At 69.3% G+C, this 22,861-nt stretch carries 24 protein-coding genes; 16 read left to right on the forward strand and 8 right to left on the reverse strand.

Features of this window, described 5'->3' with window-relative positions:
• Positions 1-22 precede the first annotated feature (22 nt).
• From AMYNI_RS0132785 to AMYNI_RS0132810, 6 genes are all read left to right on the forward strand, one after another.
• Complete coding sequence (locus tag AMYNI_RS0132785) at positions 23-571, forward strand: flavin reductase family protein (RefSeq protein ID WP_026361232.1); 549 nt, start codon at positions 23-25, stop codon at positions 569-571.
• 163 nt (positions 572-734) lie between these two features.
• The gene (locus AMYNI_RS0132790) at positions 735-1,103 is read left to right on the forward strand and encodes an antibiotic biosynthesis monooxygenase family protein (RefSeq protein ID WP_020672339.1); all 369 of its coding nucleotides are present in this window, start codon (positions 735-737) and stop codon (positions 1,101-1,103) included.
• 94 nt (positions 1,104-1,197) lie between these two features.
• Positions 1,198-2,925, forward strand: coding sequence for an acetyl-CoA carboxylase carboxyl transferase subunit (locus AMYNI_RS45840; RefSeq protein WP_020672340.1), 1,728 nt, complete (start codon positions 1,198-1,200; stop codon positions 2,923-2,925).
• On the forward strand, positions 2,922-3,434 hold the full coding sequence (locus AMYNI_RS45845; RefSeq protein WP_020672341.1) for an acetyl-CoA carboxylase biotin carboxyl carrier protein: 513 nt from the start codon (positions 2,922-2,924) through the stop codon (positions 3,432-3,434). The genes AMYNI_RS45840 and AMYNI_RS45845 overlap by 4 nt, the downstream gene beginning before the upstream one ends.
• Before the next feature lie 13 nt (positions 3,435-3,447).
• A complete protein-coding gene (locus AMYNI_RS0132805; RefSeq protein WP_020672342.1) occupies positions 3,448-4,833 on the forward strand; it encodes an acetyl-CoA carboxylase biotin carboxylase subunit in 1,386 nt (461 codons plus the stop codon).
• Entirely contained in the window at positions 4,830-6,110 is a 1,281-nt protein-coding gene (locus AMYNI_RS0132810; RefSeq protein ID WP_020672343.1) for a cation:proton antiporter domain-containing protein, read from the forward strand. The genes AMYNI_RS0132805 and AMYNI_RS0132810 overlap by 4 nt, the downstream gene beginning before the upstream one ends.
• On the opposite strand, the gene AMYNI_RS49325 is transcribed toward AMYNI_RS0132810, so the two are convergent.
• Positions 6,017-6,949, reverse strand: coding sequence for a Rossmann-fold NAD(P)-binding domain-containing protein (locus AMYNI_RS49325; RefSeq protein WP_157357532.1), 933 nt, complete (start codon positions 6,947-6,949; stop codon positions 6,017-6,019). The genes AMYNI_RS0132810 and AMYNI_RS49325 overlap by 94 nt on opposite strands.
• A 109-nt stretch (positions 6,950-7,058) precedes the next feature.
• On the opposite strand from AMYNI_RS49325, the gene AMYNI_RS0132820 reads away from it, so the two are divergent.
• The 4 genes from AMYNI_RS0132820 (at position 7,059) to AMYNI_RS45860 (ending at position 10,495) form a co-directional block, all read left to right on the forward strand.
• A complete protein-coding gene (locus AMYNI_RS0132820; protein ID WP_020672345.1) occupies positions 7,059-7,520 on the forward strand; it encodes a MarR family winged helix-turn-helix transcriptional regulator in 462 nt (153 codons plus the stop codon).
• 224 nt (positions 7,521-7,744) lie between these two features.
• Complete coding sequence (locus AMYNI_RS0132825; RefSeq protein WP_020672346.1) at positions 7,745-8,371, forward strand: NAD(P)-dependent oxidoreductase; 627 nt, start codon at positions 7,745-7,747, stop codon at positions 8,369-8,371.
• Positions 8,372-8,435: 64 nt separating this feature from the next.
• Entirely contained in the window at positions 8,436-9,128 is a 693-nt protein-coding gene (locus tag AMYNI_RS45855; protein WP_020672347.1) for a class I SAM-dependent methyltransferase, read from the forward strand.
• A gap of 614 nt (positions 9,129-9,742) precedes the next feature.
• Positions 9,743-10,495, forward strand: a complete 753-nt coding sequence (locus AMYNI_RS45860) for an AfsR/SARP family transcriptional regulator (RefSeq protein WP_281170357.1) — start codon at positions 9,743-9,745, stop codon at positions 10,493-10,495.
• A 99-nt stretch (positions 10,496-10,594) separates the two neighbouring features.
• Here AMYNI_RS45860 and AMYNI_RS0132840 read toward each other — a convergent pair whose 3' ends face one another.
• The 3 genes from AMYNI_RS0132840 to AMYNI_RS0132850 all read right to left on the reverse strand — a co-directional run bounded on the left by AMYNI_RS0132840 (position 10,595) and on the right by AMYNI_RS0132850 (position 13,078).
• On the reverse strand, positions 10,595-11,197 hold the full coding sequence (locus AMYNI_RS0132840; protein ID WP_026361234.1) for a DUF6801 domain-containing protein: 603 nt from the start codon (positions 11,195-11,197) through the stop codon (positions 10,595-10,597).
• Between the two features lie 289 nt (positions 11,198-11,486).
• Complete coding sequence (locus tag AMYNI_RS0132845) at positions 11,487-12,383, reverse strand: SMP-30/gluconolactonase/LRE family protein (RefSeq protein WP_020672350.1); 897 nt, start codon at positions 12,381-12,383, stop codon at positions 11,487-11,489.
• Between the two features lie 62 nt (positions 12,384-12,445).
• On the reverse strand, positions 12,446-13,078 hold the full coding sequence (locus tag AMYNI_RS0132850) for a TetR/AcrR family transcriptional regulator (RefSeq protein WP_245574052.1): 633 nt from the start codon (positions 13,076-13,078) through the stop codon (positions 12,446-12,448).
• Positions 13,079-13,164: 86 nt separating this feature from the next.
• Here AMYNI_RS0132850 and AMYNI_RS0132855 point away from each other — a divergent pair, with 86 nt between their 5' ends.
• Positions 13,165-14,376 (forward strand): cytochrome P450, encoded by a 1,212-nt coding sequence (locus AMYNI_RS0132855; RefSeq protein ID WP_020672352.1) that lies wholly within the window; start codon positions 13,165-13,167, stop codon positions 14,374-14,376.
• An 18-nt stretch (positions 14,377-14,394) separates the two neighbouring features.
• On the opposite strand, the gene AMYNI_RS0132860 is transcribed toward AMYNI_RS0132855, so the two are convergent.
• Positions 14,395-14,934: a Uma2 family endonuclease gene (locus AMYNI_RS0132860; protein ID WP_020672353.1), complete on the reverse strand. Its 540-nt coding sequence runs from the start codon at positions 14,932-14,934 to the stop codon at positions 14,395-14,397.
• A 483-nt stretch (positions 14,935-15,417) separates the two neighbouring features.
• Here AMYNI_RS0132860 and AMYNI_RS0132865 point away from each other — a divergent pair, with 483 nt between their 5' ends.
• Positions 15,418-17,079: a TIGR04141 family sporadically distributed protein gene (locus AMYNI_RS0132865; RefSeq protein ID WP_020672354.1), complete on the forward strand. Its 1,662-nt coding sequence runs from the start codon at positions 15,418-15,420 to the stop codon at positions 17,077-17,079.
• Between the two features lie 19 nt (positions 17,080-17,098).
• On the opposite strand, the gene AMYNI_RS0132870 is transcribed toward AMYNI_RS0132865, so the two are convergent.
• A complete protein-coding gene (locus AMYNI_RS0132870) occupies positions 17,099-17,461 on the reverse strand; it encodes a hypothetical protein (RefSeq protein ID WP_020672355.1) in 363 nt (120 codons plus the stop codon).
• Between the two features lie 166 nt (positions 17,462-17,627).
• On the opposite strand from AMYNI_RS0132870, the gene AMYNI_RS0132875 reads away from it, so the two are divergent.
• On the forward strand, positions 17,628-18,440 hold the full coding sequence (locus AMYNI_RS0132875) for a metalloregulator ArsR/SmtB family transcription factor (protein WP_020672356.1): 813 nt from the start codon (positions 17,628-17,630) through the stop codon (positions 18,438-18,440).
• Complete coding sequence (locus AMYNI_RS0132880; protein ID WP_020672357.1) at positions 18,437-19,036, forward strand: dihydrofolate reductase family protein; 600 nt, start codon at positions 18,437-18,439, stop codon at positions 19,034-19,036. The genes AMYNI_RS0132875 and AMYNI_RS0132880 overlap by 4 nt, the downstream gene beginning before the upstream one ends.
• Here AMYNI_RS0132880 and AMYNI_RS0132885 read toward each other — a convergent pair.
• Positions 19,018-20,262 carry a PTS transporter subunit EIIC gene (locus AMYNI_RS0132885; RefSeq protein ID WP_020672358.1) on the reverse strand — a complete coding sequence of 415 codons (1,245 nt, stop codon included), beginning with the start codon at positions 20,260-20,262 and terminating at the stop codon, positions 19,018-19,020. The genes AMYNI_RS0132880 and AMYNI_RS0132885 overlap by 19 nt on opposite strands.
• A 104-nt stretch (positions 20,263-20,366) precedes the next feature.
• Here AMYNI_RS0132885 and AMYNI_RS0132890 point away from each other — a divergent pair, with 104 nt between their 5' ends.
• Entirely contained in the window at positions 20,367-21,143 is a 777-nt protein-coding gene (locus AMYNI_RS0132890; protein ID WP_020672359.1) for a class I SAM-dependent methyltransferase, read from the forward strand.
• Positions 21,144-21,162: 19 nt separating this feature from the next.
• Here AMYNI_RS0132890 and AMYNI_RS0132895 read toward each other — a convergent pair whose 3' ends face one another.
• On the reverse strand, positions 21,163-22,029 hold the full coding sequence (locus AMYNI_RS0132895) for a LysR family transcriptional regulator (RefSeq protein WP_020672360.1): 867 nt from the start codon (positions 22,027-22,029) through the stop codon (positions 21,163-21,165).
• Positions 22,030-22,098: 69 nt separating this feature from the next.
• Between AMYNI_RS0132895 and AMYNI_RS0132900 the strand changes: the two genes are divergently transcribed.
• Entirely contained in the window at positions 22,099-22,857 is a 759-nt protein-coding gene (locus AMYNI_RS0132900) for an SDR family oxidoreductase (RefSeq protein ID WP_020672361.1), read from the forward strand.
• Positions 22,858-22,861 lie beyond the last annotated feature (4 nt).

The following is a 22,861-nucleotide window of genomic DNA, read 5'->3' on the forward strand; positions in this document are numbered from 1 at the left end:
ACACCTCCATTCGGGAGTTCGCATGTCTGCTATGGATGCCCGGCCGGCGCCCCGCGTCGAGCCGGTGGACGGACGGGCGCTGCGCGATGTATGCGGGCACTTCGTCACCGGAGTCACCGTGATCACCAGCGGGGCGGGTGAGCGGGCGGCCGGAACCACGGTGAACTCGTTCACGTCGGTTTCCCTCGACCCGCCGCTGGTGCTGTTCTGCCTGCACCGGGAGTCCCGGTTGCGCGCGGTGGTGCGGGAATCGGGGTGGTACGTGGTGAACTTTCTCGCCGGCCGTCAGGAAAAGCTCGCTCGCGCCTTCGCCGGCCGGGACACCGCCGCGATCGCCGACGTCGGCCACCGCCCTTGCTCGACCGGTGCGCCGGTGCTCAGCGAGGCACTGGGCTTCCTGTCCTGCCGGCTGGTGGACGAGGTCGAGGGCGGGGACCACGTGATCTTCGTCGGGGAGGTCGTCGAGCTCGGCCTCTCCGGGCGTGCACGAGACCCGCTGATCTTCTTCCGCGGCTCGCTCGGTGCCCTCGAAGAGGAACCCCGTGGCGCCCATCCCATCTTCGACGGGTGAAGGAAGTACCGCCGTACTGAGCGGGCCCGGCCGAGTCGTCCCTGACGGCCGGTACCCGTCCGGTGGACCATCGCGAAAGCGGACAGCCGACCACGGCTGTCCGCTTTTTCGTGCGGGCCACCTGTTTTCGACTGTTTTCCGATCAGGAAGAAAGGTGCAAGTCATGGTAAAGCTGGAAAGCTTGGACCCCACGACGAACTTCGGCGATCAGCTCGCGCAGCATACCGGGCCGGTGGTGCTGGTGAACATGTTCACCGTGCCCGCGGGCGAAGAGGAGCTGATGCTGTCCTGCTGGCAGGACGACGCCAAGTTCATGAAGGCGCAACCCGGCTACGTCTCGGCCCAGCTGCACCGGGGCACCGGCGACAGCTCGCTGATGCTGAACATCGCGGTCTGGGAGTCCAGCGCGGCCTTGCAGAAAGCGTTCTCCGATCCGGAGTTCCAGAGCAAGCACGACCGCTATCCCGAGAGCGTCGTGATCTACCCGCACCTGTTCGAGAAGGTCGCGGTCGACGGCATCTGCATCGCCTGACGTGGCGTGTCTTCCCGCCGGCGGCGCTACGGCGCCGTCGGCGGTTCGTTGCCGAACTACTGGCTGGACCACCGCACACGAAGGGGCTGCCGACATGCTCCAGCAGCAATCCGAAGTGAACGAACCGAACACCGGCGCAGAATGGATGCTCTGCACGAACTGCCGAACCGTCCTCTACCGCAGACGCTGGGTTAAGGACCAGCGGGTCTGTTGCGAATGCGGCCACCACAGCCGGCTGGATGCCAGGACCCGGCTCGAAACGCTGGCCGACCCGGGCAGCGTCCGGCCGATCGAGCTGCCGCACGGCCTGGTTCCGGACGTGCTCGGTTTCGTCGACACCATGCCGTACCTGCAGCGCCTCGCCGAGGCGCGGGCGCGGACCGGTCTCGATGCCGCGGTGGTCTGCGCCCGGCTCACCATCGAGGGGATGCCGGTGGTGCTGGCGGTGATGGACTTCTGCTTCCTCGGCGGCAGCCTCGGTGCGGTGGCCGGTGCCGCGATCACCAAGGCAGCCGAGACCGCCGTCGCCGACGGCGTGCCGCTGCTGGCGGTCACCGCCTCCGGTGGCGCGCGGATGCAGGAGGGCGCCATCTCGCTGATGCAGATGGCCAAGACCAGTGCGGCATGGGCGAAACTGGACGAAGCCGGGCTGCTCAGCATCTCGCTGATCACCGACCCGACCTTCGGCGGGGTCGCGGCATCCTTCGCCACCTTGTCCGACGTGATCATCGCGGAAAACGGTGCGAGGTTGGGCTTCGCCGGCCGCCGGGTGATCGAGCAGACGATCCGCCAGCGGTTGCCCCGCGAGTTCCAGACCGCCGAATTCCTGTTGGAGCGCGGGTTCGTGGACTTGGTCCGGCCGAGACATGCCCTGCGCGAGGAACTGGCGAAACTGCTGCGCGCGGGTACCCGGTCGCCGTTGCCCGCGCCTGCTGACCGGGTGGACGCGGAACCCGGGCAGGAGGTGCTGCGCGACCCGGGAAGGCTGGCCGAGTACGAGCCGTGGCAGCAGGTCCGCAAGGCCCGCGCACTGGACCGCCCGACCACCCTGGACTACATCGCGCGGGTTTTCGACGACTTCCTGGAACTGCGCGGGGACCGGATCTCCGGTGACTGCCCTGCCATGGTCGCCGGTATCGCGCGGCTGGACGGTCACCCGGTCGCGGTGATCGGCCAGCAGAAGGGGCACACCCCGGCTCAGCTGTCCGCGCGCAACTTCGGCATGCCGACCCCGCCGGGCTACCGCAAGGCGGCCAGGGTGATGCGGCTGGCCGCCAAGCTCGGACTGCCGGTCGTCACGCTGGTGGACACCCCGGGCGCCTATCCCGGCGCGCGGGCCGAGGAGCAGGGGCAGGCACCCGCGATCGCGGAGAACCTGCGCCTGATGGCCTCGCTGCCGGTGCCGGTGGTCAGTGTGATCACCGGCGAGGGCGGCAGCGGTGGTGCGCTCGGCATAGCGGTGGCCAACCAGGTGCTGATCTGGGAACACGCCATCTACTCGGTGATCAGCCCCGAGGGCTGTGCCTCGATCCTGTGGAAGGACGCCGGGATGAACGCCACGGCCGCGGCGGCGCTCGGGCTGAGTTCACGGGACCTGCTGCGCCTCGGCGTGGTGGACGGCGTGCTGCCGGAACCGGCGGGCGGGGTCGGTGCCGATCCCGCGGCGGCCGCGGACCGTCTCCGAGCCGCGATCCGGGACAGCCTGGCCGAACTGGCCGGGCTGGACGCCGCCGAGCTGGTCGCCCACCGCTGGCAGCGGTTCGCCCGGTTCGGTGCGGACCTGCCGGTCGGGCCCGTCGAGCCGACCGGGGTGCTGCGATGAGCGAGTCCACGCGCGACGGGGTCCGGCCTGCCGCCGAGGCGGAGCCGACGGTGGACGCGGTCCGGCAGGCGGCGCTCGACCTGCTGGGGTCCCTGCCCGATCGCCCGGAACGGTTGCGGCTGAGCGCGGCGAACGTGACCGTCGACCTGGACTGGCGCACGCCGAGGTCGGCGCAGAGCTCGGGGTACGCGCCGGCACCCGAGCCGGACCCGGCCGAACCTGCCCCGCCGGAGACGAATGGCGCCGGTCCGGTCGCGCACTACGTCTGCGCGCCCAGTGTCGGCACCTTCTACCACGCGCCGGCGCCGGGCGCCGCGCCGTTCGTCACCGAGGGCGCGACCGTCAACCCCGGGCAGCAGGTCGGGATCGTCGAAGCGATGAAGCTGATGCTGCCGGTGGAGGCCGACCGCGTCGGCCGAGTGGTCGAAGTGCTGGTGGCGGACGGCCGGCCGGTGGAGTACGGCGAGCGGCTGCTCGCTGTTGAACCGGCCGGCCCGGCCGAACCGTAGTGGGGGACCGGTGATGAAGAAGGTTCTGATCGCCAACCGCGGCGAGATCGCCCTGCGCGTGGTCCGCGCCTGCCAGGAGATGGGGTTGCGGTCCGTTGTCGTGCACTCCACCCGGGACCGGGACACCGCCGCGGTGCGGCTTTGCGACGAATCGGTCCAGATCGGGCCGCCGCCGCCGAAGAAGAGCTACCTCAACAGCGCGGCCGTGCTCGAGGCGGCGATCCGCACCGGTGCGGATGCCGTGCACCCCGGGTACGGCTTCCTGTCCGAGGACCCGGACTTCGCGGAAGCCTGCGAGTCGCTGGGGATCACGTTCGTCGGCCCGCCGGCGCCGACCATGGCACGGCTTGGCGACAAGCTGCGGGCCAGGATGCTGATGGCAGAGGCGGGCCTGCCGCTGCTGCCCGGCAGCCTGGCCGCCACCGCCGGCGAGCACGCGTTCGAGCTCGCCGGGCAGATCGGCTACCCGGTGATCATCAAGGCGTCCGCGGGCGGTGGCGGCCGGGGCATGCGGGTGGTCGAGCGGCCGGACGAGTTCGTCGAGGCGTACCGGGAGACCAAGGCGACCGCGCAGGCGGTCTTCGGTGACGGCGGGGTGTATCTGGAGAAGTACCTGCCGGACACCCGGCACGTGGAGATCCAGATCCTCCGCGACCGGTACGGCAATGCGGTGCACCTCGGCGAGCGGGACTGCACCGTGCAGCGCCGCCACCAGAAGCTGGTCGAGGAGTCGCCCGCACCCCGGCTGTCCGCCGAACTCGTCGAGGAGATGGCCGCCTCGGCGCTGCGGGGCGCCGAAGCGGCGGGCTACGAAGGAGCCGGCACCTTCGAGTTCCTGGTGACGCCGGACGGTGGCTACTACTTCATCGAGGTCAACTGCCGCGTGCAGGTCGAGCACCCGGTGACCGAGATGGTGACCGGGGTGGACATCGTGCAGCAGCAGCTCCGGATCGCCGCCGGCGACCCGCTCGGCTTCGGCCAGCGGGACGTCTCCCCGCGCGGCGTCGCCATCGAGTGCCGGATCAACGCGGAGGATCCGGATCGGGCCTTCGTGCCGACCCCGGGCGTGCTCCGCGAGTTCGAACCGGCTGCCGGGCCGTTCGTCCGGGTGGACACCCACGTGCGTGCCGGCAGTGTGGTGCCGCCCGATTACGACTCGCTGCTGGCCAAGCTGATCGTCTGGGCACCGGACCGGTCCGGTGCGATCGCCAGGATGTCCCGTGCACTGCGCGAGTTCCGGATCGACGGCGAGAACCTGTGCACCACCCAGCGGTTCCTGCTGGACGTGCTCGACCATCCGCGCTTCGTGGCGGCGACTCACAACAGCGCGTTCGTCGACGAGATGCCGGGCACGACCGGAGCACCCCGGCCGGGCGAAGGGGGAGGTGCGGGTAGGTGACCAGTCAACAGATACAGCTGCTGTTCGTGGATCTGGCGCTGATCGTGCTGCTTGCCAGGGGGCTCGGTGCACTGGCGGGGCGGCTGGGTCAGCCGCCCGTGGTGGGGGAGATCCTGGCAGGCATCCTGCTCGGGCCCACGCTGCTGAACGGGGCCGTCTCCGCGATCCTGTTCCCGCCGGACGTCCGCCCGCTGCTCTCGGCGTTGGCCGACGTAGGGGTGGCGCTGTTCATGTTCACCATCGGGCTCGGCGTGGAGCAGCACGGGCTGCGCAACCGGGGCCGGTTGGCCGCGGGGGCGACGCTGGGCTCCACGCTGGTCCCGTTCGGGCTCGGGATCGGTCTGGCGTTCTTCTTGCTGCGCAACGAGAACACCGGCCACCCCGGTGCGTTCGTGGTGTTCGTCGGGCTGGCCGTCTCGGTGACCGCCTTCCCGGTGCTGGCCAGGATATTGGCCGACCGGGGGCTGGCAAGGACGGCGCTCGGCGGGATCGCGCTGGCCACCGCGGGCGTGGTGGACGTGGTGGCGTGGGCCGCGCTCGCGGTGGTGCAGGCGGTCGGCAGCGGCGGCCCCCTGCACTGGAGGCTGGCCTTGGCCGTGCCGTACCTGCTGGGGATGCTGTTCGTGGTCCGGCCGTTGCTGCGCCGGGTGCTGATCCCACGCCGGACCGGCCGGGTGCCCGCCGCGCTGAGCCTGGCCGTGGTGCTCACCGGTGTCCTGCTCTCCGCCGCCGCGACCGAGGCGATGGGCATGCATTTCATCTTCGGGGCGTTCCTCTTCGGACTGGTGATACCCCGGGACGCGGCGGTCAACGTGTTCCGCGCGGAGCTCGACGAGAAGGTCGGCCATCTGACCGGCCTGCTGCTGCCGATCTACTTCGTGGTCGCCGGGCTGAAGGTCGATCTCGGCGGGCTGCGGGTGGCCGATCTCGCCAGCCTCGGCGGAATTCTCCTGGTGGCCGTGCTCGGCAAGTTCGGCGGCACCTACCTCGGCGCCCGTTCCCAGGGGCTGGCGGCGCGGCCGTCGGCGGCGCTGGCGGCGCTGATGAACACCCGTGGCCTGACCGAACTGGTCATCCTCGGGGTCGGGCTGCAGATCGGCCTGCTCAGCGATTCGCTCTACACCCTGATGGTGGTGATGGCGGTGGTGACCACGATGATGACCGGCCCGCTGCTCTCGCTCATCTACCGCCGTCCGGTGGTGGTGCCCAGCGAGAACCCGTCGGAGCGGCCGGAGCCGTTGCGGGCGGGCCGCGGCGGCCGGGGCACCGGCGGCTGAACCGCCGTCGGCCTCAGGAAGGCCGCGGTGTGTTCGGTGACCCAGTCGGTGAAGGTCAGTGCGGGGCGGCCGAGCAGGTCGGCCACCGCGGTAGAGGGAGGCTCCGGGTGCCGGACGCGGTCGGCCAGTTCACCGAGCAGGCCGTTCGCGACGGTCTCGGGGACGTTGTGCCCGAGCATGGCCCGGCGGGCCTGGTGGCGGGAGAGTTCGTTGAAGCGCAACGGTCTCCCGAGCACCGAGCCGATCAGGGCGACCTGCTCGCGGCGGCGCAGCGACTGCGGGCCGGTCAGCCGGTAGGTACGACCGTGGTGGTCGGCCCCCAGCAGCGCCGCGACCGCGACCGCGGCGACGTCCCGCTGGTGGATGGGCGCGGTGACCGCGTCGCCGTAGGCGGCGCAAACCGCGCCGGTCGCACGGATCTGCGGGGCCCAGGACAGTGCTTCGGTGGCGAGGTCACCGGAGCGCAGGATTGTCCACTGTAGACCCGAGCCGCGTACCGCTCGTTCGATCGCCGCGGTATGGGCCGGGGCACGGCCGGCCTGGCTGTCCGGACCGGTCCACAGCACCACCTGGCGTATGCCGTGTCCGATGAGCAAGGGCAGGAGTTCTCCGATGGCGCACCCGGTGGCCGCCGGGTTGAGGAAGACGGCGTCGATGTCGCGGAGTGCGTCGGGCATCGGATGCGGAGGGGAGGCCGGGCCGCCGGGACGGCAGTACCCGCCGGTCCGGATTCCGCCGATCGGATGGCAGGAAAGGGTGAGCGCCGTTTCACCCGCCGCCGGCAACAGGTCCATGACCTCGCGTGCGACCGTCCCGGATGTGCCGGCAATCAGGATCATGGCTGCTTTCCCGTCTGGGCGGGTCGCTCCCGGTCGGAGTATCGTTCTTCCTCAAAGTCGTATAGTACGAGAAGAGTATCATATGGGTACGGTACTAAACGAAGGTTCGATGCCACGGCGGAACCGGCGGCTGCGCGCCGAGATCCGGGAATCGGTCCGCGAGCTGAGCATCCAGTTGTCGTTACTCAACCACCAGGTCAGTGCCAGGCTCGCGCTGAACGACGTCGATCTCTACTGCCTGGACCTGCTCACCCGGCACGGCAGGCTCAGCCCCAGCGCACTGGCCCGGCACGCCGGTCTGCACCCCGCGACGGTCACCGGTGTACTCGACCGGCTGGAGGCCGGCGGCTGGGTGACCCGCGGGCGAAACCCCTCCGACCGCAGGGCGGTGGTGGTCAGCGTGGCAAAGGAACGCAACGCCGAGCTCTTCCAGCAGTACTCGGGGATGAGCGCGTCGATGGACGAGATCTGCGCCGGGTATGCGCCGGCGGAGCTGGAGCTGCTCGCGGAGTTCCTCCGCCGGGTGGCCGACGCCGGGCGCGGCGCCACCGACGACCTGGCCCGCGACTGACACCGGCCCGTGCCGATTCGCGCCGGTGCCGGCCGACGACGAAGGAGGCAGCGATGAACCAGGCAGCGACGAACCAGGCAGCGACGAACCAGGCAGCGACGAACCAGGCAGCGACGAACCAGGCAGCGACGAACCAGGCAGCGATGAACCAGGCAGCGATGAACCAGGCAGCGACGAACCAAGCAGCGACGAACCAAGCAGCGACGAACCAGGCTCCACGGCCGATGAAGGTGCTGCTGCTCGGTGCGACCGGCGGCATCGGCAGGCTGACCCTGCCACGCCTGCTGGCCGACGGCCACCGGGTGACCACCCTTTCCCGCCGGCAGGGCGCGGTCCGGTCGGGTCCGGCGGTCTCGCCGGTGATCGGTGACATCACCGACCCGGAGGTGGTGGCCTCGGTGGTGGCCGGCCAGGACTGCGTGATCAGCACCGTCGGGGTGCCGACCTCCTCGACCGGACGCACCGTCTCCACCGGCATCCGGCACACCATCGCGGCGATGGGTGCCGCGGGGGTCTCACGGCTGATCGCGGTGAGCGGCAACGGACTCGGCATCAACGGCGGACCGTTCGTGGACCGGCTGCTGACCCCCACCGTGCTGCGGCACGTGAAGGCGGACGCGGAGCTCCAAGAGTCGCGGATCGTCGCCTCCGGCCTGGACTGGACGATCGTCCGGCCGTTCCGGCTGGCCGGTTCCGCCCCGCGAGGGCGCGGCTACCACGTCGCCGGGAGCTTCCCGCGCACGGTCTTCGGCAGGTGGACCCATCGCGACGACGTCGCGAAGTACCTGGTGGCCCAGCTGTCCGAGCACGCGCATCGCGGCGTGCTGTGGATCGCCTCCGGTGGCAGATAGTCGCCGGCCAGTACCTCCGTCGCGCGATTTCAGGGGAAGAACCGTCAAGGAAGGAAAACCAGCAATGAAACTGATCGACGAGGACTTCAGCAAGCCGTACTCCCGGATCAACTCGTGGTTCTACGACCGCATGTTCGCCGGGGTCACCCTGGACTCGGTGCTGGAGATGCAACCGGACCCCGTGGAGCAGCTCCGCCGCGAGGTGGGCGCCGACGGCACGGTCCTCGACGTCGGTTGCGGCGGCGGCCAGTTCGCACTCGCGCTGGCCGAGCGGATCGACCGGCTGCGGGTGGTGGGGGTGGACCTGTCGGCCGAGCAGGTCGGCTGGGCGAACAAGCGGGCGAACGGGCTCGGTGACCGGGCCACCTTCCAGCGCGGAACCGCGGACGAGCTCGAGTTCGCCGACGGCACCTTCGACGCCGCGGTCAGCATCGGGTCGATCAAGCACTGGCGGGACCCGCGGAAGGGCCTCGCCGAGATGATCAGGGTACTGCGCCCCGGCGGCCTGCTGAACGTGATCGAGATCGATCGGGGCTGCCTGCTCTCGGACGTGCGCGCACTGCTCGGCCGGTTGCCGGTCACCCGGTTCACCCTCGGGCTCGGCGTGATGGGCTTCCGCACGTTCGTCGCCGGGCGCTCGATCGATCTGGACGATGCGCAGCGGTTCGTGCTCGGCCTGCCATTGGCGGATGTTTCCGTCCGGCGGATCCCAGGGGAGCCCAACATCCAGATCCTGGGGCACAAGCAGGCAAGCTGATCTATGCGTGTGCGGACGGGCGGCGGGAACCAGGGAGGTATCCGCCGGCGGCAGGTCTTCGGCCTGCCGCCGGCGGACCGCTTTCTCGCGCTTCTCGATCATCTCCCGATATCGTCCGGACTGTTTGGACAACAGTTTTGCAAGTGGTCCTGCGAAATCGGACTAGTGGCGCAAAACGAGTGTTTCGATGCGACTCCTGGCTGCCCGACGAGGTTCTCCGGTCAAGTATTGTTCCTCGTCGACCAACCTGCCAGAAGCGCTGTGTGTTGCTTTCCATCGAGTCATGCCAGGGAAGTCTTGCCGCTTTCTGTCACTGGCATCGTGGAATGAGTGCGCTGCGGTCGTGGCCGAAACTCGACCGCACAGGGTCGACGGCACTTTCTGAACTGGTTCAGATGGCACGCCCCCGCGCCGGGTTTTCCTGCTGGGCGTGCTGTTCGAGGCGCTTCGTGTAGCCTGTGTTGTCACATCGCCCTCGGGTGGTGTGCCGGGCGGGGGTATGGTTCCGCGCCACCCGTGTTCGATGGGGAGGGCAGGGTTGAGGCCGGGCTTGGGGAGGCATGGCTGAAATGGGAGAAGTGCGCATCCTTGGTCCATTGGAATTAGCCGGTGCAATGGGCTCGACAGCGGTAGGTGGACGAAGGCAACCCGTCGTTCTCGCGGTGTTGGCCCTGGAAGCGAATCGAGCGGTAGGGGTCGATCAGCTGATCGACTCGGTATGGGACTCAAAACCACCTCCCACCGCTCGCGCACAAATACAGGTATGCATTTCCAATCTGCGTAAATTGCTGAAGGAGACGGGCTCGTCCGGACGGATTCTCACGCGGCCGCCGGGTTACCTGCTGGCGATAGCGGGCGACAACCTCGACTACGAGCGCTTTCAGGAGTTGCTCGCGCTCGCGCACTCCTACGAGGGGGACGGGCGTCTGGTGGACGCCTTGATCGCCCTGCGGCAGGCACTCGACCTGTGGCGAGGTCCCGCCCTCGCCGACGTGGAGAGCGAGAACGTGCGGCGCGCGGCGATAATCTGGGACGACCGCCGGCTGGCCGCCGAGATCGACAGGGTGCGGGTGGAACTCGCTCTTGGCCGGCACGCCGAGCTGGTTGCCGACGTGCAGAAGCTGGTCGGCGAGAACCCGCTGCGGGAAGAGCTCTGCGGCTACCTGATGGTCGCCCTCTACCGATCCGGCCGGCAGGCCGAAGTGCTGGCGGTGTTCCGGCGCACCTGCGATGCCCTGATCGACGATCTCGGTATCGAGCCGTCCGCGGAGCTGCGTGACCTGGCGCGGGCGATGCTCAACCACGACCAGAGGCTCCGGTCACCGGCCAGGCTGGCCGGCTCGGCCGAATACGGTTACTGGGCTTGAACACCGAGTCTCCGCCGGTGCCGTTTCGTGGCGATGGACATCGAAAAGGTGTGGGCGCCCGCCTGGTGGCGGACGCCCACACCTGGACCTGATCGGTGGTCAGCCGATCTGGGTGGTGCCCAGCAGGGTGTCCTGGTCCGGCGGGTCCAGGGCGAGGTTGACGTCGAACTCGCCGAGGTCGCTGTCGGTGATGATGTGCGAGACGGCCTTCGGGTCGACGTTGATCTTCGCCTCGCCGGTGGGGACACCGCCGGGAACGGTGAACTTCACCGCGCCCTCCGCCTTGAAGACCAGCGGGCCTTCGGCCGGCACCGGGGTCTCCGGGATCGGCAGCGCGATGGACAGCGGCACGCTCTGGCCGTCGCTCACGGTCAACGTCACGGAGGACTTGATGTCGCCGGAGACCTTCGTAGCACCGACCAGCCGCAGGCCGTCACCCGCGGCGGCACCGGCATCCACGTCCAGGCTGAACGGCACGTCGAGCGCGTCGCCGGGCTTCACGTTCGCCGGGATGTCAACGTGGACGACCGTCTTCACCGACTGCACACCGATGATCGGGAACTCACCGGAGAAGGTCAGCTCCTTGTCCGCGGCACTGGCCATGCCGGCACCGAACACACCCACCGCAACCGCGGCGACAGCGGTCAATGCACCCAACTTGGCCGCAGGGCGCGCGGCAGCCTTCAGGATACCTACTGACATTTTCGTTCCTTCCTCATCGAAAAGAAATGCAGAGAATCAACGTAATCGGCGGCAATTCGACCGGGTCGACCGTCCGCTGTGAAAACGCTAGCGCGCACAGGATTTTGTTACAAGGCCCTCGGTTGGTTATTAACAACGAGACAAAATAATTGTCATCCGGATATGGTCTGCCCGGTGGTGTTTGTCATGGGGGTTAACGTCTTGGCGCAGGTGGGCGCCTGACCGGGTGAGCCAGAGGGACGTGAAACCAGTTCACGCGGCCGCTTGTCCGGTCGCCTTGCGGCTAGCGTCAGTGCGCCCCGTTGAAGTTGACGCGCAGGGAGTAAACAGAACTCGACGCGGTGATGAAGAGTTCATTGCGGCGTGCTCCGCCGAAGGTGAGGTTGGAGCAGATCTCGGGCACGCGCAACTTGCCGATGCGGGTGCCGTCGGGGGCGAAACAGTGCAGACCGTCATGTGCAGCCGCCCATACCCGTCCGGCACTGTCCACTTTGATCCCGTCGAACGCCCCGTTGTCGCAGGTGCCGAACACCTCGCCGCCGGTGAGTGCGCCATTGTCGGACACGCCGAACACCCTGATATGGCTGGGATTCCGGCGCGTGTCCGCGATGTATAGCCGGCTCTCGTCGGTGGAGAAGGCGAGACCGTTTGGCCGCTCGAAGTCGTCGGCGACTATCCGGACCTCCCCGTCGGCCGGGTCCACCCGGTACACGTGGCAGGCACCGATTTCGCTTTCCGCGCGATAGCCCTCGTAGTCGCTGTCGATGCCATAGCTCGGGTCGGTAAACCAGATCGATCCGTCGGATTGTTCGACGACATCGTTGGGGCTGTTGAACCGGCGACCGCGATAACTCTCCGCGAGTACGGTCACGGTGCCGTCGGGCTCGGTGCGGGTGACCCGGCGGTGGCCCTGTTCGCAGCTGATCAGCCGGCCGGCCCGGTCCCTGGTGTGGCCATTGGCGTAGCCCGAGGGCTGCCGGAACACGCCGACCTGATCGGTCGTCTCGTCCCAGCGCAGGGTGCGATCGTTCGGGATGTCGCTGAACACGAGGTACCGGCCAGCCGGGAAGTAGATCGGGCCCTCGGTCCAGCGGCCCCCGGTGTGCAGGCGCCGCATCCACTTGTCGCCGTTGCAACGCGCGAACCGCTCGTCCAGCACCACGAACTCGGTCTTGATCAGTTCCACGTCGCCCCCAGGCTCGCCGAATGACGTTCGGGCTCTAGCTTGTCTCGCCGAACCTTATATCGTCAAGCATTCAAGGCTTCGAGTGCGTCGGCGAGGTGTTCACGGTGCCGGCGCAGGACTTCGGGGGTGATGCCCTTTTCGGCCGTGACCTGTGCGAGGCGGTCGGTGGCCACCCGGAGCACGGCGTTCATGGTGGCGGCTCGCACGCGAACGTCGAGGGTGTCGGCCGGGCGGCCCATGCGTTCGGCGAGCACTTCGGTGAAGGTGTCCTCCGAGCGTTCCCGGAGCACGAGGTAGGCGGCGCGCAGCGCGGGTTCGTCGTGCGTCATCCGGACTACGGCGAGCACGGCCTCGATGTCCGCGCCGGAGGACGACTCGAGGACGGGGGTGTAGGCCGCTCGCAGGTGCTCGGTCAGGTCGAGCTCGGCGGGCCAGGAGCGCAGGACCGTCTGGAACGCGTCGATCATCTTCGTCAGCAGTGGCTCCACGCAGCTTTCCTTGCTGCGGAAGTAGCGCCACAGCGTGCGTTCGGAGAGTCCCGCGGCCCTGGCGATCTGCTCGCCGGAGGTGGCGGCCACGCCCTGCTCGGCGAACAGCCGGACGGCGTGGCGGGAGATGTCCAGGCGTTGCCGTCGTCGTTGCTGGTCGCTCACCGGCGGCCGTCCCCGGCGGGGGTTGTCCGCTACGTCCTCCATCGGGCGATCTAAGCACGGAACATTAATGGCAGACGCTGCCAATAATATGTTACGTTCGGTAGGCCCGACCTCACCGGAGGAGAACCATGAGCGTTGCCGCCGAGCGTCCGCAGTTGCCCTTCGCCAGGCCGAACGTGCTCGAACTCGCGCCGCTGTACGAGGTGTTGCGCCGGGAAGCGCCGATCACCTCGGTCACCACTCCGGCCGGTGATCCGGCCTGGCTGGTCACCCGCTTCGAGGAGGTTCGCGACCTGCTCGGCGACAAGCGGCTCGGCCGGTCCCACCCCGAGCCGGAACGGGCATCGCGCATCTCGACCGCCGCGGTGCAGGACGGGCCCACGGGCAACTACGACACCGAGGAGGCCGACCACACGCGGATGCGCCGGCTGCTGACCCCGGCGTTCTCGGCCAGGCGGATGACCATGCTCTCCGATCACCTGCAGCAGCTCGTCGACGGCTTCATCGACGAGCTGCGCACCGAGCATGCCACCGCGCATGGCGGAGTGGTGGACCTGCATGCCGGGCTGGCCTTCCCGCTGCCGGTCGCGGTCATCTGCCGGCTGCTCGGGGTGCCCGAGAGCGACCGCGAGCTTTTTCACTCGCTGTCCGAGCGCATGGCCGACTACGTCATCGGCGACGACGCCCACCGGGCACGGGAGGAGTTCAGCCGCTACATGGCCGGTCTGGCCGAGACCAAGCGGGCGCGGCTGGGGGAGGACGTGCTCTCCGACCTCGTGCGTGCGCAGAGCGCCGACGAGAAGTACGACTACGCCGACATGGTCCGGCTCTGCGTCGGGCTGCTGTTCGCCGGGCACGAGACCACGGTCAACCGGATCGGCCTCGGCGTGCTGTTCCTGCTCACCCGCCCCGACCACTGGCAGGCGCTGATCGCCGACCCGGCAGGCCGGGTGAACGCCACCGTCGAAGAGATCATGCGCCTCGGCGCGCCTGGTGATCTCGGCCTGCTGCGGTACGCCCACACCGACGTCGAAGTCGCCGGGGTCACCATCCAGCGCGGCGACGCCGTGATCCTGTCGGTCAACTCCGCCAACCGGGATACCTCCGTCTACACCGACGCGGAGACCTTCAACCCCGACCGCGCGGAGCGCATGCACCTCGGATTCGGCCACGGCGCGCATTTCTGCATCGGCGCCAGCCTCGCCCGCACCGAACTGCGCGTCGTGTTCGAAACCCTCGCCCGCCGGCTACCTGGCCTGCGGCTCGCCAAGCCGCTGGACGAACTGGGAGTGCGCACCACCATCACCGGCGGCGTCACCGAGCTGCCCGTGACCTGGTGAGCGAGCTGTGGACTCGTGCTAGTGCGCCGAGACGAGGTCCGCGGCGCGCAGGGTTAGCGGATACGGCTCGGTGAGCACCACCGGCTCGTCGTCCTGCCCCTCGGCGGTCAGGGTGTAGGCGTCGTCCACGAGCCGGAAGCAGCTCAGCCGCGGGACGCCGGGGTCGATCACCCAGTAGTGCGGGCAGCCGGCCGCGGCCAGCCGGGCCGGCTTGAGGTGCAGGTCGATATGCCGGCTCGACGGTGACACCACCTCGACGGCGAGCACCGGGATGCCGACCAGCGCCCGCTCGGTGAAGCTGTCGCGGTGGCCGATCACCACGTCGGGGATGAGCACCGTGTGGTCGTCGAGCACCACGTCCACCGGGGCCGGGAGCACCTCGCAGTCCGCAGGGCAGAGCGGGGTGAGCGCGGCCAGCAAGCGCGCGACCACCCTCTGGTGCAGCGGACGCGGGGAGGGGCTCACTAGGAGTGTCCCGTCCACCAGTTCGTAACGGCGGCGTTCATCCGTGATCAGCTCCAGGTCCCGGCGGGTGAGACGGTCTCCGTGTGCGAACATCGGGACTGTCTCCATGCTGCCCCCAGGCCCTCGCCGGACGGAATCGACTCGGCAAGGGTAGTCCGTACGCGGTCCGCCGCGCGAACCGGACGGCCGTCCCCGGCCGGAGTATTCCGGTGTGGACGTTTCCCCCGCGGATCATCACCAAGCGTGCACTCGATGGTCCATCGTCGCCTGATTAGAGCAAGAGAAGTGTGCGTTACGGCCATTTGAGTGCAATTAAAGAATTCGCGCTTCGGTCTTTTCCGGTAATCCTGTGCGACATCCGGGGATCATCTTCTGGACGCCTGAGCAGGTCTAACGTCCCTCCGCGCCGGTACAGGAGAGCATGCCGGCGGGGTATCGGGAAACCGCCGAATGTACGGCCTGCGGGTCGTCGAACCTGTTGTTAAGCTGAACTTAACCGCCTCGGGGCCGCCTTGCGGCTGTGCTGTCATCGGAATCACGTTGAATTGTATTTTCCGCTATTCGCCCGGGGCGGTGATGTCCATGGCCACGGCTGTAAGCAAGCCGGTTTCGCTGTTCCGGCTCGACGGCGGCGCCGCCGAGGCCGAGCTGGTCTCGATCGAAGCTGGGCAGGTCACCAACGACACCGAGGTCGACCTGTCCGGTACCCGCGCGCGGCTGGTCGCCGGTCGGTTCCGCACGGAGGTGCCGCAGTGGCTGCCGCACGCGTCGGCGCTGACCGGCGCGGAGCTGGCGCTCTCGTCCGAGTTGCCGTTCGCGGTGCTGCTGGTGCCCCGGCCGCCGTGGACCTATGCGGTCACCTGGGGTGCGGGGCACTTGGTGCTCAACGACGAGCACATCGAGCAGGGCTTCGGCCTGCTGTTCGGCATCCGCCGCCTCGACCCGCTCGAACTCGGCCTGGTGGCGAGCGCGGCGCTGGACGCCTCCGCGCGGGCGACGCAGACCTCCATCCCGGGTGGCGGTGACCTCTCCGCGTTCCGGCTGGAGCCCTACGGCGACCTGGTCAACCGCCTGGCGGGCCCGGCCGATCTCACCGATCTGACCTACGGCAGGGTGACCGGGCGCAGGCACCGGATCCGGGCCGGGAACTCGGTGTGGTTGCCGCTGGCCAAGGAGCCGCGCGCCTTCCTCGCGGACCTGGACGCGGTCGGCGCGGTGGTGGACGAGCCGGATTCGCACTCGGCGCTCCGGTTCGTCGCGCAGACCAGGCCGCTGGACCGGCACGACCGGCTGCTGCCGACGCTGGAACGGCGGCTGGCGGAGACCCTCGGCGGCGCCGGGCACGGCCCGCTCGGGCTGGCCTGGCCGTCGGCCGCGGTGCACGACGCGGAGCAAGCCGGCTCGTTCCGGGTCGCCGGGTTGGGGCCGGGCGGGCCGTTCGCGGTGGCGGGCCGGCTGGAACTGGCGCACCTCACCGACCGGCTGGCCGAGATCGAGCCGGCGCACCGCGGCAAGGCGCTGCGGGCCGGGCGGATCGTGCCGTGCGCCGACGAAGCGGGCGAGGTGGAGGCCGGTGCGTCCATCCAGGTCGCCAGGTGGCTGCTGTTCGAGACCACCATCGACCACGTGCGGTACGTGTTCCACCAAGGGCGGTGGTACCGGATCGGGGAGACCTACGTGCGGCAGCTGCGCGAGCAGGTGACCGCGCTGCTGGAGCGCCGGTTCGACTGGCCCGAGGTGGCCTGGGTGCCCAGCGGTGCTCCCGACGACGAGCACCGCTACTGCCGCCTCGTCGCCGGCGAACCCGGATTTCTCTGCCTGGACAAGGATTTCGCCAGCACCCCGCTGCACCCGCGGTTCGAGCTGTGCGACCTGCTCGGGCCGGGCAACGAGCTGATCCACGTGAAATGGCTTGGCCGGGCGACCGCGGCTAGTCACCTGTTCACCCAGGCGCTGGTGTCCGCGGACGCGTTGAGCCACGAACCGGAGGCGCTGGCGCAGCTCGCCGGGAAGGTGGCGCCCGATCGTGCAGTCACCGAAGCGCCGCGCACCGTCGTGCTCGCCGCGGCCGGCCGCTCGTGGCGGATCGAGGAGCTGTTCACCCTCTCGCAGGTGGCGCTGCTGCGGCTGGACCGTGCGGTGCGCGGGATGCAGGCCACCCTGCGCTTCGCCGACATCCCGTACATCCCGAAGCAACGGCGGCACGCCAGGCCGGTCCGCCGCCGGGGACGCTCCTAAAAGGACAGTCCGGACGCGGTCAATGGTTCTGCTGGGTGGCCGCTGCCCAGTCCTCGGAGTGGGCCAGCCACCGCGCGACGGGGACCTTCTTGCGCGCGCCCTCATGGTCGACGGCGACCAGCCGGCCGCCTTCGGCCTCCAGTGCCTGGAACGGGTACTCGCGCCGCATCGTCCCGACCAGGGCGGTCACCTCCACCGCCGCCGGGCTCACCCAGAAGTACGGTCGCACCAGGTAGAGAATGCCGATCAGCATCGGCATCAGGCCGGTCAGTACCACCGGGCTGAACTCGCCGAGCAGATAGAGCCATACTCCGAGGAACTCGCACACGGCGCCGATCACCAGCAGCGCGACACCGACGACCGGGTTGTAGCGGACCTTCATACCTGCCTCCTGACTTGCCGGGTCCGGCAAGCATCCGCGGCATGGCGGGGAGGGGTCCCGGGCCGCCGCGTTCCCGCGAAGCCTTACGGAGCAAGGAACGGCCAGCCCGGCGCGAAACCGAAGATATTCCTTGACAAGAATATTCTCGCTAGTGAATACTTCGGTCATGGACGAGATTGCAGCAGCGCTGGGGGACGGCGCGCGGTGGCGCATCGTGGAACTCCTTGCCGAGCGGCCCCGATCTGTCGGTGAACTGGCTGAGCTGACCGGGCTGCGGCAGCCGCAGACCACCAAGCACCTGCAGACCCTCGCCCGCACCGGCCTCGTCACGGTCTTCCCGCTCGGGCAACGTCGCGTCTACGCGGCCGAGCCGGCGCCACTGGCGGATCTCGCGCACCGGCTGCGGGAACTGGTCGAGACCATCGAGGCGCACGAAGACGAGCGAGACGTGGTCGTGCGCTACCGCGCCGCCATCGAAGCGGAGTCCGCGGTCGCGGACCGGGAACGGTGGGCGGACGGGCGCACCTTCTCGTTCGAGCGTGTGCTGGCCGCGTCCCGCACCGCGGTCTGGCGGCACTGGGCCGACCCGGACTTGCTGGTGTCCTGGTGGGTCCCGCCGTCGATGACGGTCACCGGCTGCGTTCTCGAGCCGAAGCCGAGTGGTCGCGCCGCCCTCGAATACCGCGACGCCGAGGGACGGCGATACCGCTCCGAGGGACGGGTCCACACCGCGAAGAAACCCGAGCGCCTCGTGTTCGAGCTTTCGGTGCTGGACGCGGCCGGAGCGGTCTCGTTCACCGCCCACTACGACCTGACGCTCAGCACGGCCCCCGGCGGCACCCGGCTGCGGCTCGGCCTGAGCATCACCGAAACGGCCGTCGAGGCCGTGCCCTACATCGCCGGTATCGAAACCGGCTGGGGTCAGGTGCTCGACAACCTCGCCAAGACGATCGCCAAGGGAAAGGAAACAAGATCATGACCAACTCCGCGAACCGCAGGGTGACCGCGAACCTGGGCCTCACCCTCGACGGGCGGTACAACGGTCCCGGCGGTCCCGGCGACTTCAGCGCGTTCGCCCCGTATGTCACCACCGAAGTCGCGCGCGACCAGCTGACCCACATCTGGGAAGGCGCGACGACCGCGCTGCTCGGCCGGCTCAACGCCGAGGGATTCATGGGGTACTGGCCATCGGTCGCCGCGGACGAGAACGCCGATCCGCGTGATCGCGGCTACGCGAAGTGGTTGGTGGACACGGAAAAGGTGGTCCTGTCGAGCACCATGACCGAGCCGCCGTGGGAGCGCACCCGAGTGCTGAACGCCCCCGCCGCGGACGTGGTCACCGACCTCAAGGCCACCGGCGAGGGCGACATCCTCGTCAACAGCAGCGCCAGTGTGATCAAGGCGCTGCTCTCGGCGGACCTGCTCGACCGGCTGTACCTGATGATCTTCCCCGAGATCGCCGGGGGAGGGCAGCGGCTGTTCGACGACGGCCTGCCGGCTACGAAGTGGACGCTCACCCGCCAGGAGACCGGCGAACTGGGCGAGCTGGCCATGATCTACGACCGCGCCCGGTGACGGTTGCCGCTTTCCGTGGCAGGGGCGCCGTCGAGCAGGTCGTCTTCGCGGCCGAGGGTCCGCAGGTTCCACTTGATGATCACAAAGCGGAAGAGGAAGTAGTAGATCAGTGCGTAGACCAGCCCGATCGGGATGAGTAGCCAGGCCCGGCTGGCTGCTTCGTGGGTGGAGTTGAGTGCGAAGTCGATGGCGCCTGCGGAGAAGGAGAAGCCGAGGTGGATGTCGAGTGCGTTGACCAGTGCCATCGAGATACCCGTCAGCACCGCGTGGATGAGATACAACGGCCATGCGACGAACATGAACGCGAATTCGATGGGTTCGGTGATGCCGGTGAGGAAGGAGGTGAACGCGGCGGCGATCATCACACCGCCGACGACCTTCTTTTGGCTGGGTTTGGCGGTTTGCCAGATGGCGAGTGCGGCGGCGGGTAGGGCGAACATGAAGATGGGGAAGAACCCGGTCATGAATGCGCCGCGGGTGGGGTCGCCCTCGAAGAATTGGGTGAGGTCGCCGCCGTCGAAGATGAACCAGACCGGGACGTTGAGCAGTTGGTGCAGGCCGATCGGGATGAGCAGCCGGTTGAGCATGCCGTAGATTCCGCCGCCGACGACGGCGTTGCCGGTGACTGCTTCACCGAGGGCGTGGATGCCGTCGTTGACTACGGGGAAGATCAGGCCGAAGACCACACCGATCAGGAGTAGTGCGAAGGAGTTGATGATTGGCACGAATCGGCGGCCGCCGAAGAACGCCAGGTAGGGCGGCAGTTTGATGCGGTGGAACTTCTGCCAGAGGATCGCGGTGACCAGGCCGACAATGACGCCGCCGAGTACGCTGAAGGGCCACTTGATCGGCTGGAGCCACCACTTATCGTCGAACCCTTCGAGCTCGTCGATCGGTGCGAAGACCTGGACCACGCTGTTGAACACGACGAAGCCGACTACGGCGGCGACACCGGTGGAGCCGTCGCCTTTACGTGCGAAACCGACCGCGATGCCGACGGCGAAGAGCAGGGGCAGCCAGTTGAACAGCCCAACGCCCGCGGCGCCGAGCACGGCGGCGACCTTGTCCCAGCCGAGTCCGTCCTTGCCCAGCAGGTCGTCCTGGCCGAGACGGTTGAGCAGACCGGCCGCGGGCAGTGCGGCGATCGGGAGCATCAGGCTGCGGCCGAAGCGCTGAAGGCCGGGCAGCCCTTTTCCCTTCGCCCCTCCTGTGGTGGTGGCGCTCATGAGAAACCTTCCTGGTGCCGGAGGAAGCTCGGTGGTCGACGCCGGACCGTAGCCCGGTGGTCGGGGACCGGTCCCGCGCGACGCCGAGGTGCGGACGGGGCAGGATGGTCGCCGTGACCGAGGATGTGTGGGCGAACCTGACGGACCGCTTCGTCGAAGGCGCGTACGCGACGGTGAAGGGCCGGGTGCGCACCTATGTCCTGCACCGCCAGCTGATGGACCACCTGCCGCCGCCACCGGCGGCCGTGCTGGACCTTGGCGGTGGCGCCGGACACCAGTCGCTTCCGTTGGCACGCCTGGGTTATGACGTCGTCCTGCTCGACTCGTCGGACGCGATGCTTTCCGCCGCGGAGCAGCGCCTGGCGGCCGAGCCCGCCGAGGTTCGCGACCGCGTCCGGTTGGTGCCGGGACGCGGTGAGGACGCGCCCGCACTGACCCGGGACCGGCGATTCGCCGCCGTGCTCTGCCACGGCGTGCTGATGTACCTGCCCGACCCGGCCCCGATGATCGAGTCGCTGTCCGCGTGCGCCGCCGCCGACGGCATCGTGTCGGTGATGGCGCTCAACGCGGAGACCCTGGCGGTCCGTCCCGCGCTGGAGCACCGGTGGGACGACGCGAAGGCAGCCTTCCACGCTCGCGGGGAGCGCGGAGTGCTGGGCCTGGACACGCGGGCCGACACCGTCGAGGAACTCTCCGGCATGTTCGCCGAGCACGGAGTGCGCCCGGTGGCCTGGTACGGCGTGTGGCTGTTCACCGACTGGATGACCCTCGACGCCGGTGAGGACGAGCTGAACGGGATCGCCGAGGTGGAGCTGGAAGCCAGCCGTCGTGACCCTTACCGGCGCCTCAGTCGGGTGTTCCACCTCGTGGGGCGCAGGTAGCTTTCCTGCTCAGGCACGGTCAGCGCACGGCCAGCGCCGTCCGGACGAACCGGGCGATCGCCGGCGAGCGGCCGCCCGCCTGCCAGAGCGCCAGCGTCCGGTACGGCGCCGCGTCGGGGACCGGCCGGTACGTCACATCGGGCCGGACGTTCATCGCGGCCAGCGACGCGGGCACCAGGGCCACGGCCTGGCCGAGGGCGACCACGTCCAGCAGCTGGGCGCTGTCCCGCACGACCGGGCCGTCGGCGGGGCGATCCGGATTGCCCAGCCAGTAGGCCCGGTCGACCACCCTCGGGTCGCTCCACCGGGGCGCCGGCTCGTTGCGCAGGTCGGCCGTGCTGAGGACTTCGCGCCCGGCCAGCTCGTGTCCCGCGGCGAGCGCGGCGACGCGTGGTTCGGTCGCCAGTAGTTCGACTTCGAGGCCGCGGGCGTCGACGCAGGCCGCGATGGCCAGGTCCGCGCGCCCGTCCCGGACCAGGTCGGCCTGCTCACCGAATCCGCTCAGCACCACCCGGATCTCCGGCGCGTCCCGATCCGCCCGGAACCGTTCGCAGATCCGGAGCAGCAACCGCGTGGCCACCCCCGGTTTGGCGGTGACCACGAGGCCGCGGCCGGGAAGGGCGGCTTGCCGCGTCCGGCGTACCGCGGAGTCGAGGGCGCCGAGCACGTCGGCCGACTCCTTGAGCAGGGTTTCACCGGCCGGGGTCAGCGCCAGCCGGTGTCCGGTGCGGTCGAAGAGGTCGACACCGAGCCGGCGTTCCAGCTGCCGGATGGCCCTGGACAGCGGCGGCTGCGCGATGCCGAGCCGCTCGGCCGCGCGGGTGATGTTCAGGTCCTCGGCGACCGCGCGGAAGTAGCGCAGTTCGCGGATCTCCGGCTCCGGCATACCGCCAGGGTATGGGGCGGTACCGGATCGGTCTTTCCCTTCCGGCGCCGCGGCGGCTGGAGTGGTGGCATGAACGCGAACGAAGTAGCACTCGTCACCGGCGCCAACAAGGGCATCGGCCGGGAGATCGTCCGACGGCTGGCCGAGCGGGGCTGCACCGTCTACCTCGGCGCCCGCGATCCGGAGCGCGGCCACTCGGCCGTCGAGGAGCTGACGAGCGGGCCGGGCAGCGGACTGGACATCCGGTTCGTGCGGCTGGACGTCGGCGACGTGGCCTCCGTCGAAGCGGCCGTCGAAACGATCGAGACCTCGACCGGACGGCTGGACGTGCTGGTGAACAACGCCGGGATCATGGTCGAGTGGGGTGTCCGGCCCGCCGACCTCACGGCCGCGCAGCTTCGAGAAGTGTTCGAGGTCAACGTTTTCGGCGTGGTCACGGTGACTTCGGCCTGTGTGCCGCTGCTCCGCCGCTCCGGCAACCCGCGGATCGTCAACCTGTCCAGCGGGCTCGGGTCGCTCACCCTGCTGAGCGATCCGGAGAGCAAGCTCCCGGCTCAGGGCTTCCTCGCATACAGCTCGTCCAAGGCCGCGCTCAACGCCTTGACGCTGATCTACGCCAATGCTCTCCGCGAGGACGGCATCAAGGTCAACGCCGTCAGCCCCGGCCTGGTGCCGACCGACCAGAACGCGGCGGCGACCTTTCCCCGCGGCGACCGCAGCACGGCCGATGGCGCGGTCGTCCCGGTCCTGCTCGCGACGATCTCCGCCGACGGCCCCACCGGCGTCTTCCGCGGGCCGGACGCCCTGGACGAAGTCATTCCGTGGTGAGGCT

This window comes from Amycolatopsis nigrescens CSC17Ta-90 (genome assembly GCF_000384315.1).
Lineage (GTDB): Bacteria > Actinomycetota > Actinomycetes > Mycobacteriales > Pseudonocardiaceae > Amycolatopsis > Amycolatopsis nigrescens.